Origin of the sequence: Variovorax sp. Varisp41 (assembly GCF_047325085.1) — a bacterium.
Lineage (GTDB): Bacteria > Pseudomonadota > Gammaproteobacteria > Burkholderiales > Burkholderiaceae_C > Variovorax.
On sequence record NZ_CP168540.1, the window covers coordinates 4,103,410 to 4,116,333 of the forward strand.

The 12,924-nt window shown below is 70.9% G+C and carries 10 protein-coding genes; 4 read left to right on the forward strand and 6 right to left on the reverse strand.

Features of this window, described 5'->3' with window-relative positions:
* Positions 1-68: 68 nt before the first annotated feature.
* From ACEN9J_RS18940 to ACEN9J_RS18955, 4 genes are all read left to right on the forward strand, one after another.
* The gene (locus tag ACEN9J_RS18940) at positions 69-1,340 is read left to right on the forward strand and encodes a 3-isopropylmalate dehydratase large subunit (RefSeq protein WP_413761758.1); all 1,272 of its coding nucleotides are present in this window, start codon (positions 69-71) and stop codon (positions 1,338-1,340) included.
* On the forward strand, positions 1,337-1,852 hold the full coding sequence (locus ACEN9J_RS18945; protein WP_413761759.1) for a 3-isopropylmalate dehydratase: 516 nt from the start codon (positions 1,337-1,339) through the stop codon (positions 1,850-1,852). The genes ACEN9J_RS18940 and ACEN9J_RS18945 overlap by 4 nt, the downstream gene beginning before the upstream one ends.
* Positions 1,853-1,934: 82 nt before the next feature.
* Positions 1,935-2,807 (forward strand): isocitrate lyase/PEP mutase family protein, encoded by an 873-nt coding sequence (locus ACEN9J_RS18950; protein ID WP_057591250.1) that lies wholly within the window; start codon positions 1,935-1,937, stop codon positions 2,805-2,807.
* 43 nt (positions 2,808-2,850) lie between these two features.
* On the forward strand, positions 2,851-3,846 hold the full coding sequence (locus tag ACEN9J_RS18955; RefSeq protein WP_057591251.1) for a Bug family tripartite tricarboxylate transporter substrate binding protein: 996 nt from the start codon (positions 2,851-2,853) through the stop codon (positions 3,844-3,846).
* A 4-nt stretch (positions 3,847-3,850) separates the two neighbouring features.
* On the opposite strand, the gene ACEN9J_RS18960 is transcribed toward ACEN9J_RS18955, so the two are convergent.
* The 6 genes from ACEN9J_RS18960 to mrdA form a co-directional block, all read right to left on the reverse strand.
* A complete protein-coding gene (locus ACEN9J_RS18960) occupies positions 3,851-6,250 on the reverse strand; it encodes a membrane-bound PQQ-dependent dehydrogenase, glucose/quinate/shikimate family (protein WP_413761760.1) in 2,400 nt (799 codons plus the stop codon).
* A 175-nt stretch (positions 6,251-6,425) separates the two neighbouring features.
* A complete protein-coding gene (locus ACEN9J_RS18965) occupies positions 6,426-7,580 on the reverse strand; it encodes an ROK family transcriptional regulator (protein WP_413761761.1) in 1,155 nt (384 codons plus the stop codon).
* 23 nt (positions 7,581-7,603) lie between these two features.
* The gene (locus ACEN9J_RS18970) at positions 7,604-8,404 is read right to left on the reverse strand and encodes an ATP-binding cassette domain-containing protein (protein WP_296732839.1); all 801 of its coding nucleotides are present in this window, start codon (positions 8,402-8,404) and stop codon (positions 7,604-7,606) included.
* A gap of 2 nt (positions 8,405-8,406) precedes the next feature.
* A complete protein-coding gene (locus ACEN9J_RS18975; protein ID WP_057591255.1) occupies positions 8,407-9,597 on the reverse strand; it encodes a sugar ABC transporter permease in 1,191 nt (396 codons plus the stop codon).
* Positions 9,598-9,697: 100 nt separating this feature from the next.
* Positions 9,698-10,720, reverse strand: a complete 1,023-nt coding sequence (xylF, locus tag ACEN9J_RS18980; RefSeq protein WP_413761762.1) for a D-xylose ABC transporter substrate-binding protein — start codon at positions 10,718-10,720, stop codon at positions 9,698-9,700.
* A 230-nt stretch (positions 10,721-10,950) separates the two neighbouring features.
* A complete protein-coding gene (mrdA, locus tag ACEN9J_RS18985; protein ID WP_413761763.1) occupies positions 10,951-12,921 on the reverse strand; it encodes a penicillin-binding protein 2 in 1,971 nt (656 codons plus the stop codon).
* Positions 12,922-12,924 lie beyond the last annotated feature (3 nt).

The following is a 12,924-nucleotide window of genomic DNA, read 5'->3' on the forward strand; positions in this document are numbered from 1 at the left end:
ATCGGTGGATCGAAACCCAAGGACTGCCACATCGTGGAAGTCGAAAGCCGAACAAGATGCCCCAGACGATGACCGAGAAGATCCTGGCCCGCGCCGCCGGCCGGCCGCGCGTGGCGCCGGGCGAGGAGATCACGGCGCGGCCCGATTTCGTGATCGCCTACGACTTCCCGGGCTACACCGACGTGTTCTTCAAGGAGACGCGCGAGGACTTCGGCATCGAGAAGGTCGCGAGCCCCGAGCGCTTCGTGCTGTTCATCGACCACATGGTGCCGGCCACCGCGCCGAAGGAAGAGGAGCTGCACAAGATCACCCGCGCCTGGGGCAAGGAACAGGGCGTGCCGGTGCACGAGCGCGAGGGCATCGGCCACCAGGTCGCGGCCGAGCTCGGCTATGCCACGCCGGGCGCCTTCGCCGTGCACTTCGACGGCCACGTGAGCCAGCTCGGCGCCTTCGGCACCTTCGCCTTCGGCGCGCGCAAGGGCGTGCTCGAGTCCTTCGTGACCGAGACGCTGACCCTGACCGTGCCCGCGACGGTCAAGGTCGAACTCACGGGCACGCTGCAACCCGGCGTGATGGCGCGCGACGTGTTCCATCACATGGTGCGCGTGATGGGCCCGGCCTCCTGCCGCTTCAAGGTGGTGGAGCTCTGCGGCCCCGTCATCGACGCCATGAGCATCGAGGGCCGCCAGACCCTCTGCGGCCAGGCCATGTTCCTGGGCGCGACCACGATGCTGATCGCGCCCGATGCGAAGACCCTGGCCTACGTGCAGGGCCGCTCGAAGATCGCGCTCGACCCGGTCTACCCCGATGCCGATGCGGCCTACGAGCGCGTGGTGACGATCGACGTCTCGGCGCTCGAGCCCATCGTCGTGATCCCGCCGAGCCCCGCCAACACGCGCGACCTCCAGGACTACACCGGCATCGAGGTGCACACCGGCTACCTGGGCTCGTGCGCCAGCGGCCGGCTCGAAGACCTGCGCATCGCGGCCGAGGTGCTGCGCGGGCGCCGCATCCAGCCGGGCTTCCAGCTGCACGTGGTGCCGACCTCCAAGGCGATCATGGCGGCGGCCGCGCGCGAGGGGCTGATCGAGGTGCTGGTCGAGGCCGGCGCCTTCATCAGCTCGCCGAGCTGCGACTACTGCTTCGGCCGCATCGCCACCATGAGCGACGGCCAGCGCGCCGTGTCCACCGGCACGCTCAACACGCCCGGGCGCATGGGCAGCGTGGATTCGGAGATCTACATCTGCAACGCGGCCGTGGTCGCGGCCTCCGCGCTCGAGGGCCGCATCGCCGACCCGCGGCCCTACCTGGCGGCGGCGCGCGAAGGAGTCGCGGCATGAGCCTCGTGAACCTGCGCGGCCGCGTAACCTGGGTCTTCGAGGAAGACGACTACGACATCGACCTGATCGTCGGCGTGCGCAACATCAAGATCACCGACGTGAAGGAACTGGCCGCGCTGGCCATGGCCGACTACATGCCCGGCTTCGCGGCCGGCGTGCACAAGGGCGACCTGCTGGTCGGCGGCCACAACTTCGGCTACGGCCATCCGCACTACCCGGCCATGCGCGCCATGCGGCACCTGGGCATCGCCGCTGTGATCGCCGAATCCTTCTCGCCGGGCTTCTTCCGCGGCGAGACCAGCATGGGCTTTCCGCTCGTGAGCTGCCCGGGTATCCGCGCGGCCACGGCGCGCGGCGACGAGCTCACGGTCGACTGGGACACGAACGAAGTGAGAAACCTGCGCTCGGGCCAGACGCTGATGCTGCAGCCCTTCTCGGCCTCCGAGCGCGGCATGCTCGACGCGGGCGGACTCATCCCTTATCTGAAGCGACGCGTGGCCCCCGCGAGCTGAGCCTCCTTTTCTCTTCCTTTGCAGTGAGTTCATGGCGCAGCGCCCATGTCGGGTCGCCACGCCCTTTTTCTGGAGACACACGATGACCTCATCCCGCCAGGCGCTGCGCCAGCGCATCACCCACGGCCCGACGCTCTGGTTCGGCGGCGCGCAGGACGCGCTGTCGGCCCTGCTGGTCGACCAGTCCGAGTTCGACGGCATCTTCAGCACCGGCTTCGGCGTTTCCGCCGCGCTGCTGGGCCAGCCCGACATGGAGCTCTACACGCTGAGCGAGAACGTCGCCACCGTGAACCGCATGGCGAACGTGGTGCGCAAGCCGATCTTCGTCGACGCGGACACGGGCTACGGCAGCGTGCTCAACGTGGGCCGGGCGGTGCGCGAGTTCGAGAAGGCCGGCGCCGCGGCGCTGCAGCTCGAGGACCAGTTGAGCCCCAAGCGCTGCCCGGCCGCGGCGGCGCCCTCCACGCTGGTGTCCATCGACGACGCGGTGGCGCGCATCAAGGCCGCGCTCGATGCGCGCCAGGACCCCGACCTGCTGATCGTCGCGCGCACCGATGCCCAGGACCCCGGCGAGGCGCTCGAGCGCGCCGCGCGCTATGCCGAGGCCGGCGCCGACCTGATCCAGCCGATCTCGCGCACCTTCGAGCGCCACGAGCAGCTGGTGCAGCTGCGCGAGGCCTGCGGCCGCCGGCTGTCGCTGATGCTGATGGCCGGCACCTGGATGACGGCGCTGACGCGCGAACAGATCGAGAGCGTGGCGGCCTTCGCGAGCTATCCGATCGCGGGCCTCTTGACCACCGTGCACACGGTGCAGGCCAACCTGCGCGAACTGGCGCGCCGCCGCTCGGGCGATTTCGCCGACCTGCCCTTCGCCCAGACCTCGATGGCCGACTTCAAGCACATCATCGGCTGGCATGCGCTCGAGGAACGGCAGGCGCACTACGAGGTCCGCTGAGCCGGCCCCGTCCGTTTTCCCATCAGAAGAATCAGGAGCACACGTGCGTACCCTCACCCTCATCGGCCGTGTCCTCACGGCGGGATCCCTGGCGCTGGCCTTCGGCGGCGCCGCCCTGGCGCAGGACGCGGCCTATCCGACCAAGCCGATCCGCCTGGTCGTTCCCTACCCGCCGGGCGGCGCCACCGACGTGGCCGCGCGCATGCTGGGCCCGCGCCTGCAGGAGGAGCTGGGCCAGACCGTGCTGGTCGACAACCGGCCCGGCGCGGGCGGCAACATCGCCATGGTCAACGTGATGCAGAGCCCCGCCGACGGCCACACGCTGGCGGTGACGCTCACGGGCATGCTGTCGATCAACCCGGTCATCTACAAGAAGGCGGGCTTCCAGGCCTCGGACTTCGTGCCGGTCGCGCGCGTGTCGCTGGCGCCGCTCTTGCTGGTGGTGCCCGAGAAGTCGCCGTACAAGAACGTGCAGGAGCTGCTGGCCGCGGGCAAGAAGGCCGGCAAGGGCGGCATGCCCTACGGCTCGGCCGGCGCGGGCGGGCTCTCGCACCTGGCCTCGGAAGCCTTCAACGCCAACGCCGACGGCAACTTCACGCACGTGCCCTACAAGGGCGGCGCGCCGCTGGTGCAGGCGCTGATGGCCAACGAAGTGAGCTGGGGCCTGCTGGGCACGGGCGACGTGCGCAGCTTCATCCAGTCGGGCAAGCTCAAGGCCATCGGCCAGCTGCGCAACGGCCGCTCCGAGCTGTGGCCCGAGGTGCCGACCCTGACCGAGCAGGGCGTGCCCGGCGGCGTGGACTTCGACGTCTGGTTCGGCGTGGTGGCGCCCGCGAAGACGCCGCCCGCGGTGGTCAAGCTGCTCGGCGAGAAGATCGCCAAGATCACGGCCGAGCCGGCCTTCCGCAAGCGGCTCAACGACCTCGGCGGCGTGGCGCCCGCGACCGGCAACACGCCCGAGGCCTTCGCCGAGGTGCTCAAGCGCGAGCTCGCGATCCTGCCGAAGGCGGCGCAGGACGCGGGCCTGCAGCTCGATTGAGTTCCTAGCGCTTGGGCAGCGCGTAAGCGATCACGTGGTCGCCGGTGCGCGTGCCCAGCGAGCCATGGCCGCCCGCGGCCACCACCACGTACTGGCGGCCGTCCGCGCCCTGGTAGGTCATGGGCGTGGCCTGGCCGCCCGCGGGCAGGCGGCTGCGCCAGATCTCGCGGCCGCTGTTCACGTCGTAGGCGCGCAGGTAGTAGTCGAGCGTGCCCGAGAGGAAGGCCACGCCGCCGCCCGTGAGGATCGGGCCGCCGAGGCTGGGCACGCCCATCGCGAAGGGCAGCGGCAGCGGCGAGCTGTCGCGCACGGTGCCGTTCTTGTGCTTCCAGAGGATCTGGCCGCTGCGCAGGTCGGCGGCCGCCACGTGGCCCCAGGGCGGCGCCTGGCACGGCAGGCCGAGCGCCGAGGTGAAGGGATGGAGCTTCACCGCGAAGGGCGCGCCGAAGTTCTCGTTGAGCGCGGGCAGGCTGCCATCGGGCGGCTTGCCGCCCTGCACGTAGAGCGTGCTGTCGTCGGCGCGTGGGATCAGCGTGGAGACGAAGGCCAGCGAGGCCGGCGTGGCGAACGCGATCTGGCGCTGCGGATCGACCGCGACGCCGCCCCAGTTGAAGACGCCGAAGTTGCCCGGGTAGATCAGCGAGCCCTGCGTCGACGGCGGCGTGAAGCGGCCCTCGTAGCGCAGCCGGTGGAAGGCGATGCGGCAGGCCAGCTGGTCGAACACGGTGGCGCCCCACATGTCGGCCGGCCGCAGCGCGGGCGGGTCGAAGGACAGGCCCGACACCGGCTGCGTCGCCGCCGTGCGGTCGCCCTGCGCGGCGCCCTGCGGCGCGGCCTGCTCGCGCACCGGCACCACCGGCTGGCCGGTGCGGCGGTCGAGCACGAACAGCTCGCCCTGCTTGGTCGGCTGCACCAGCGCCGGCACGCGCACGCTGCCCACGCGCAGGTCGACCAGGCTGGGCTGCGCGGGCACGTCGTAGTCCCAGAGGTCGTGGTGCACGGTCTGGAAATGCCAGCGCACGCGGCCGGTCGCGAGGTCGAGCGCGACCACCGACGACGCATAGCGCTCGGCGCCCTCGGTGCGCTTGCCGCCCCACTGGTCGGGCGGCTGGTTGCCCATGGGCACGTAGACCATGCCGAGCTTCTCGTCCACGCTCGAGATCGACCAGCTGTTGGGCGAGTTGACGGAATAGGTCCGGCCCGGGCCGATCGGCGCGGTGTCCTCGGGCCGGCCCGAATCCCAGTTCCACACCAGCGCGCCGGTCTCGATGTCGAAGGCGCGGATCACGCCCGAGGTCTCCTGCGTCGAGACGTTGTCGAGCACGGTGCCGCCCACCACGATCAGCGAGCGCGTGACCACCACCGGCGAGGTTGCGTAGTACGAGCCCGGCTTCACGTTGGGCATGTTCTTCCACAGGTCGATCTGGCCGCTGCCGCCGCCGAAGCGCAGGCAGGGCTTGCCGCTCTCGGGATCGAGCGCGAGCACGCGGCCGTCAGCCGTGGGCATGAACAGCTTGGCGGCGCAGGCGCCATCGGCCGAGAGGTTGGGCGACGGCGCCGCGGCCGGCGGCGGCTGGTACGAGAGGCCGCGGCAGGTCAGATGCTGCAGCGCGAGCGAGGGCGCGATCTTCGGCGTGTGGCGCCACAGCTCCTGTCCCGTGGTGGCATTCAGCGCCACCACCGACTGGTGCGGCGTGCAGAGGAACAGCCGCTCGCCGACCTTCAGCGGCGTGACCTCGAAGGTGGTCTCCTCGGGATCGCCGGGCTGGCCGCGCACGTCGCCGGTGCGGTAGTGCCATGCCTCCTCGAGCTGCGACACGTTCACTGGCGTGATCTGGCCCAGCGTCGAATAGCGCTGGCCCATGGCGGTGCCGCCGTAGGCGGTCCAGTCGGCGCCCGCGGGGGGCAGCGCCTCGCTGGTGAAGGGCGGATCGGCCTGCGGCGCGATGCCATCGAGACGCTCGTCGCCGCGCACCCACGACAGCACGGCCGCCACCGCGAAGGCCGCGAGCACCAGGCTCAGCGCCCGGCGCGAGGCCACGATGCCGGCACCGTCGCGCCGCGCGAGCGCACGCGCGACCCAGGGCGTGAGCAGCAGCAGGCCGAGCAGGAAGAACAGGTCGCCGCGCGCGGCCATCGGCCACCATGCGAGCCCCACCTCCCACAGCGCCCAGGCCAGCGTGGCCGCGACCACCAGCGCATAGACCATCAGGCCGCGCCCGCCGCCGCGCGGCAGCAGCGCCGCGGTGGCGACGAGGCCCAGGCCCGCGAGCAGGTAGTACCAGGAGCCGCCGAGCGCGATCAGCCAGCCGCCCGCCACGACGAGCCCCAGGCCGGCCAGTCCGATCAGCAGCGCGAGGACGAGGAGCAGCGCGCTGGCGCGGGGACGGGTGGACGAGGGCATGGCGGGGACTCCGGAACGGCGGGCAAGTCCTCACCGTAGTCCCGCGCGCGCCATGCCGGCGTAGGCGGTTCGCGCATGTGCCTCCCGGCGCGGCGCGGCAGATGGCGCGCACGGGCACCAAGGTATGCAGCGCGCGGGCGCGGCGTGGACGAAGGTACTCGCGAGTCCCGGCAGCTCAGGCCCGCACGCCCAGCGCCGCCCGCGCCCGCCGCGCCCGCGCATCGGGCTGCAGCGGCCGCAGGTACTCGTGCAGCGCGAGCGCGGCCGCGCCCACCGCGGGCGCGAGCGCGTCGTAGCGCGCGGTGCGCAGCTCGGGCGCGGGCATGCCGGCGCCGTCGGCATGGTGCTTGACGCTCGCGAAGGCGGCCTGCGCGAAGCCGCGGTGCTCGGCGCAGGACTTGCCGCCGAGCACGATGGCGCGCGGATTGAAGGTGACCCAGAGGTTCTGCAGCAGCACGCCGAACAGCGCGGCGGCGCGCTGCATGTCCACGCCATCGCGCGCCAGCACGCGGGCGCCGAAGAAGGCCTCGGCGCAGCCGCGCCGGCCGCACGAGCATGGCGGGCCGTCGAGCTCGAGGATGGTGTGGCCGATCTCGCCGGCCATGCCCTGGGCGCCGGTGAACAGGCGGTCGTTGAGCACCACGCCCGCGCCCACGCCCACGTCGCAGTTGACGAAGATCAGCGGGTCCTCGCCCTCGCCCGCGGCGAACTCGTACTCGCCGAGCGCGGCGGCATCGGCATCGTTCTGCAGCTGCACCGTCACGCCCGTGAGGCCGGCCGCGGCCAGCGCGTCCTCGAGCATCGGCAGCAGGCGCACGTTGCGCCAGCCGAGGTTGGGCGCGAAGCGGACCTCGCCGGTGCAGTCGTCGACCGCGCCCGGCACGCACACGCCGATGCTCGACAGCCGCAGCCCGCGCTCGGCCAGCCGGCGGTGCGCGGCCGCGGCCATGCGCGCGACCTGCGCGCAGGTGCCGGCCGGCGCGCTGTCGGCCAGCGCCTGCTCGTCGGAATGCAGCACCTCGCCCTGCAGCGAGACGCAGGCCAGCCGGGCCGTGTCGACCGCGATCTCGATGCCCATGAGCGCGCGCACGCCGACATTGATCCGCAGCGGGGTCGAGGGCCGCCCGAGCCCGTCGGCCACCGCGGCGCCCGATTCGCTGAGCCAGCCCTCGTCGAGCAGCTCGCGCACCAGCAGGCTCACGGTCGACTTGGTGAGGCCGCTCTCGCTGGCGAGCCGCGCGCGCGACAGGCCCGGCCGCGCGCGCAGGAGCCGCAGCAGCACGCTGCGGTTCATGCGCTTGAGCAGCTGCTGGTCGCCGATGGTCTTCATGCGCGGGGCCGGATGGAGAAGCCTCAGGCCGCGGCCACCGCCGTCGCCGCGTGCGGCGCCTGCTCGCGGCCCTCGGGCCGCTTGCCCGCGATGATCATGCCGAGCACCTCGTCCTCGGTGACGTCGGCGGTGCGGTAGGTACCGACCAGCTTGCCGTTCTTCATCACCGCGAGCCGGTCGCTCAGCGAGAACACGTCGGGCATGTCGTGGGTGATCAGGAAGATGCCCACGCCGTCGTCCTTGAGCTGCTTCACGAGCCGGCCGACCATCGCGGTCTCCTCGGGGCCGAGCGCGGCGCAGGGCTCGTCCATGATCAGGATGCGCGCGTTGAAGTACAGCGCGCGCGAGATCGCCACCACCTGGCGCTGGCCGCCCGAGAGGCGGCGCACCGGGATGCGGATGTTGGTGAAGTTCTTGTTCAGGCGCTGGAACACCTTGCGCGCCTGCACTTCCATGAAGTGGTCGTCGAGCGTGTTCCAGGCCGTCATCTTCTCTCGGCCCAGGAACAGGTTGGCCACCGAGTCGAGGTTGTCGGCCAGCGCCAGCGTCTGGTAGATGGTCTCGATGCCCTGCGCCTGCGCCTCGGCCGGGGTGCGGATGTTGACTCTGTCGCCCGCGATGCGCACCTCGCCCGAATCGATCGGGTAGGCGCCCGCGAGCATCTTCATCAGCGTGGACTTGCCGGCGCCGTTGTGGCCCAGCAGCGCCACCACTTCGCCGGGATAAAGGTTGACGCTCACGCCGTCGACCGCCTTCACGCCGCCGAAGGCCTTGCGGATCTCCTGCAGCTCGACCAGCGGCCGGGTCTTGTCGATGTCGGCCATCTTCAGTTCTCCCCGAATTTGCGGCGATAGAGCACGTCGAACACCACGGCCACGATCAGCACCTGGCCGATGATCACCATGCGCTTGCCGATGGGCACGTCGAGCAGCAGCATGCCGCTGTCGAGCGACTGCATGATCAGCGCGCCCAGCACCGAGCCGAAGATCGAGCCGCTGCCGCCGGCCAGCGCGGTTCCGCCGATGACGGCCGCGGCGATCACGTAGAGCTCCATGCCGGTGCCCAGCGAGTTGGTGCCGGCGTTCAGCCGCGCGATCGAGACGATGGCCGCGATGGTCACCAGCACCGCGAGCAGCGCGAACAGCATCAGCGTGACGCGCTTGACCGGAATGCCCACCAGCGCCGCCGCATCGGGGTTGCCGCCCATCGCGAAGACGTAGCGGCCGAAGCGCGTGCGGTGCACGATGAACGACAGCACGATCGCCACCACGGCCCAGATCAGCACCGGGATCGGGATGCCCTGCGGCGCGTCCTTCGAGTCGATCTTGTAGTGGTTCATCACGGCCGCGAACAGCAGCACCACGGCGGCCGGCACCGCGGTCAGCAGCAGCTCGATCCACAGCGGCTCGTTGGGCATCTCGTGGCGCGTGCGCGCGCGCCGCTTCTGCACCATGCGCGCGAACAGCACCACCGCCACCAGCCCCGCGATCGCCCAGCTGGCCGTGACGCCGATGCCGCCGTCGTAGCCGCCGCCCAGGCGCTGGAAGAACTCGTCGTTGACCGGCTGGGTCTTGCCGTCGGCCACCAGGAAGGCCGCGCCGCGGAACGACATCAGGCCGCCGAGCGTGACCACGAACGAGGGCACGCCGAGCACCGCCGTGAGCCAGCCCTGGTAGATGGCCACCAGCAGCGCCACCGCGAGCCCCGCGAGGCAGGCCGTGGGCCAGGACCAGCCCGAGGTGTACTGCAGGTAGGCGATCAGCACGCCCACGAAGCCCATCACCGAACCGACCGACAGGTCGATGTGGCGCGCCACGATGATCAGCACCATCACGGTCGAGACGATGCCGACCACGGCCGTCTGCTGGGCCACGTTGTAGAGGTTCTCGGGCGTGAGGAACACGCCGCCGGACATCAGGTTGAAGCCGATCGCCAGCGCCACCAGCAGCACGCACATCAGCACGAGCCGCAGGTCGACGCCGCTGCGCCGCCACCAGCCGGGGGTTGGATTGCTCATGGGAGGACTCCCTCGGAAAGAAGGGGATGGGCGGCCGCGCGCGGGGCCGGCCCGTGGAAGGAGGAGGCGCAGCGCAGCGCGCTGCGCCCCGGTCTGCCGTTTACTTGCAGGCCGCCGGCGCGTTCGCGCCCGAGACGCCCTTGCAGAGCTCGTCCTTCTTGATCCAGCCGGCCTTGACGACCACGTCGAGGTTGTCGCGCGTGACCGGCACCGGCGTCAGCAGGCGCGAGGACAGCGAGACCTTCTTCGGGCCCGAGTTCCAGGTGCCGGCCTTCTCCACCGGCTTGCCCTGCGCCAGCGCCAGCGCGGCGCTCGCGGCCTCGCGGCCGAGCTCGCGCGAGTCCTTGAAGATGGTGGCGGTCTGCGTGCCCAGCGCGATGCGGTTGAGCGCCGCGAAGTCGGCGTCCTGGCCCGACACCGGCACGCCGCGCAGGCCCTTGGCCGTGAGCGCGGCCACCGCGCCGCCGGCCGTGCCGTCGTTGGCGGCCACCACGGCATCGACCTTGTTGCCGTTCTTGGTGAGGATCTGCTCCATGTTCTTCTGCGCCACCTCGGGCTTCCAGCCCTCGGTGTACTCGTCGCCGACGATCTTGATGTCGCCCTTCTTGATGGCGTCGGCCAGCACCTCCTGTTGGCCCGCGCGCAGGAAGTCGGCGTTCGGGTCGGCCGGCGAGCCCTTGATGATCACGTAGTTGCCCTTGGGCTTGACCTTGAGCACCTCGCGCGCCTCCATGCGGCCGACCTCGACGTTGTCGAAGGTGATGTAGAACACGCCGGGCGCCTCGATCAGGCGGTCGTAGGCCACCACGGGCACCTTCTGGCGCGTGGCCTTGGTCACTGCGGGCAGGATCGCGTCCTTGTCCATCGCCAGCACGATCAGCGCCTTCGCGCCCTTGGCCATCAGGCCCTCGATGTCGCCGAGCTGCTTCTCGGGCGAGCCGCCCGCATCGGCACTGATGTACTTGGCGCCCTGCTTCTCGAGCTGGGCCTTGATCGCGGCCTCGTCGGTCTTCCAGCGTTCCTCCTGGAAGTTGGACCAGCTCACGCCGACCACGGTCTGGGCCATGGCGCCCACGGCCGTCAGACCGAAGGCCATCGCGGCCAGGGTGTGTTTCAGTTGCATCGATGTCTCTCCAGTGTTGAGTCGCCCGGTGCAGGCGGCCTGTGCTTCGGGATCGGCGCGCGAAGGCCGGGACCCGCCCCATGCCACGCCTGTTGTTCGCCACGGACCCGATTGAGAACCTTGGCGCTACTTAGTTTGGCTGGCGAACTAACTATCCCATCGCAAGCGCGGCGGGGGCATCGGGGAATTCCCCGAGCGGGCTGCAAGGACCGGAAAGAAGAGGCGTGCGCTCAGGGCGCGGGCGCGTTCGTCGGCGCCGCGGCGGGCCAGGCGACCTCGCTGGCCACGCGCGGCTTGCCCATCGGCGCGCCGGCCTTGCCGATGCGCACGGCCGCCATGTCGGCCTCGCTCGGGTACTGGTCGGCGAGCCAGTAGTCGAACACGCGGCGCGCGATCGGCGCGGCCGCGCCGGCGCCCCAGCCGGCGTTCTCGACGATCACGGCGAGCGCGATCTTGGGATCGTTGACCGGCGCGAAGGCCATGAACAGCGCGTGGTCGCGCTGGTGCTCCTCGAGCGCACGCGCGTTGTACTTGGTGTTCTGCGCCTGCGTCACGGCCTGCGCCGTGCCGGTCTTGCCGGCGGCCTGGTAGGCCGCGCCCGCGAACACGCTGCGCGCGGTGCCGCTGGTGACCACGCTGGTCAGGCCCTCGCGGATGACGGCGATGTTGGCCGCCGTGAGGCCCAGGTTCATGCCCGGCGGCTGCGGCAGCGGCACCACCTGGCCGCTGACGGTGTCGCGCGTGGCGAGCGCGAGGTGCGGCTTGTGCTTGATGCCGCCGTTGGCCACGATCGCCGTGGCCTGCGCGAGCTGCAGCATGGTGAAGTTGTTGTAGCCCTGGCCGATGCCCAGCGAGATGGTCTCGCCCGCGTACCACTTCTTCTGCTCGGGCCGCTTGTAGGTGTTGCGCTTCCACTCGGTGCTCGGCAGCACGCCGCGCACCTCGCCGCCGAGGTCGATGCCGGTGATCTGGCCGAAGCCCAGCGGCTTCATGAAGTCGTGGATCAGGTCCACGCCCATCTCGTTGGCCAGCGAGTAGTAGTAGATGTTGCTCGACAGCTGGATCGAGCGGCGCATGTCGACGCCGCCGAGGTTGCCCTCGGGGCTGCCGAAGCGGTGGCCGCCGAAGTTGAAGTAGCCGGGGTCGTTGACCACCACGCTGGCGCCGCGCTTGCCGGTCTGCAGCGCGGCCAGCGCCATGAAGGGCTTGTAGGTGGAGCCGGGCGGGTAGGTGCCGCGCAGCGCGCGGTTGAGCAGCGGCTTGTCGATCGACTCGGTCAGCGCCTGCCAGCTCTCTGTGTCGATGCCCTCGACGAACAGGTTGGGGTCGAAGGTGGGCTTGCTCACGAAGGCCAGCACCTCGCCGGTCTTGGGATCGATCGCCACCAGCGCGCCGCGCCGGTCGCCGTACATCTCCTCGACCAGCTTCTGCAGCTTGATGTCGATCGACAGCATGACGGTGTTGCCCGGCGTGGCCGGGTGGCTCGCGAGCCGGCGCACCGCGCGGCCGCCGGCCGAGGTCTCCATCTGCTCGACGCCGGTCTGGCCGTGCAGCGTCTTCTCGTAGCTCTGCTCGATGCCGAGCTTGCCGATGTAGTCCGTGCCCTTGTAGTTGGCCTGCTCTTCCTCGTCCCAGTCCTCCATCGCGATCTTCTCGCGCTGGTTGATGCGGCCGATGTAGCCGAGCACGTGCGAGCCGAGCTCGCCCTGCGGATAGTTGCGGAACAGCCGCGCCTTGATCTCCACCCCCGGAAAGCGGTAGCGCTGGGCCGCGAAGCGCGCGACCTCCTCGTCGCTCAGGCGGGTGCGGATCGGGATCGAGTCGAAGCTGCGCGAGTCCTCGCGCAGGCGCTTGAAGCGGCGCCGGTCGCGCGGCGAGACCTCGACCACCTGCGTCAGGTCGTCGATGGTCTGCTCGACGTCGCCCACCTTCGAGGGCGTGATCTCGAGCGTGTAGGCCGAGTAGTTGGAGGCCAGCACGATGCCGTTGCGGTCGAGGATCAGCCCGCGGTTGGGCACCACCGGCACCACGGCCGTGCGGTTGCTCTCGGCCTGCTCGGCCAAGTCCTCGTGGCGCGTGACCTGCAGGTAGATCAGCCGCGACGACAGCAGCCCGAAGGCGAACAGCACCGTGAGGCCGATCACGATCACGCGGCGCTTGAAGCGCGCGAGGTCGGCGGCGACGTTGCGGATTTCGGTCATGGG

Excerpts from the sequence above, each read along its gene's own strand:
- ACEN9J_RS18950 (WP_057591250.1), top strand. The coding sequence starts at position 1,935 with ATGACCTCATCCCGCCAGGCGCTGCGCCAGCGCATCACCCACGGCCCG.
- ACEN9J_RS18965 (WP_413761761.1), bottom strand. The coding sequence starts at position 7,580 with ATGAAGACCATCGGCGACCAGCAGCTGCTCAAGCGCATGAACCGCAGC.
- mrdA (WP_413761763.1), bottom strand. The coding sequence starts at position 12,921 with ATGACCGAAATCCGCAACGTCGCCGCCGACCTCGCGCGCTTCAAGCGC.
- ACEN9J_RS18960 (WP_413761760.1), bottom strand. The coding sequence starts at position 6,250 with ATGCCCTCGTCCACCCGTCCCCGCGCCAGCGCGCTGCTCCTCGTCCTC.
- ACEN9J_RS18945 (WP_413761759.1), top strand. The coding sequence starts at position 1,337 with ATGAGCCTCGTGAACCTGCGCGGCCGCGTAACCTGGGTCTTCGAGGAA.
- ACEN9J_RS18970 (WP_296732839.1), bottom strand. The coding sequence starts at position 8,404 with ATGGCCGACATCGACAAGACCCGGCCGCTGGTCGAGCTGCAGGAGATC.
- ACEN9J_RS18975 (WP_057591255.1), bottom strand. The coding sequence starts at position 9,597 with ATGAGCAATCCAACCCCCGGCTGGTGGCGGCGCAGCGGCGTCGACCTG.
- xylF (WP_413761762.1), bottom strand. The coding sequence starts at position 10,720 with ATGCAACTGAAACACACCCTGGCCGCGATGGCCTTCGGTCTGACGGCC.
- ACEN9J_RS18940 (WP_413761758.1), top strand. The coding sequence starts at position 69 with ATGACCGAGAAGATCCTGGCCCGCGCCGCCGGCCGGCCGCGCGTGGCG.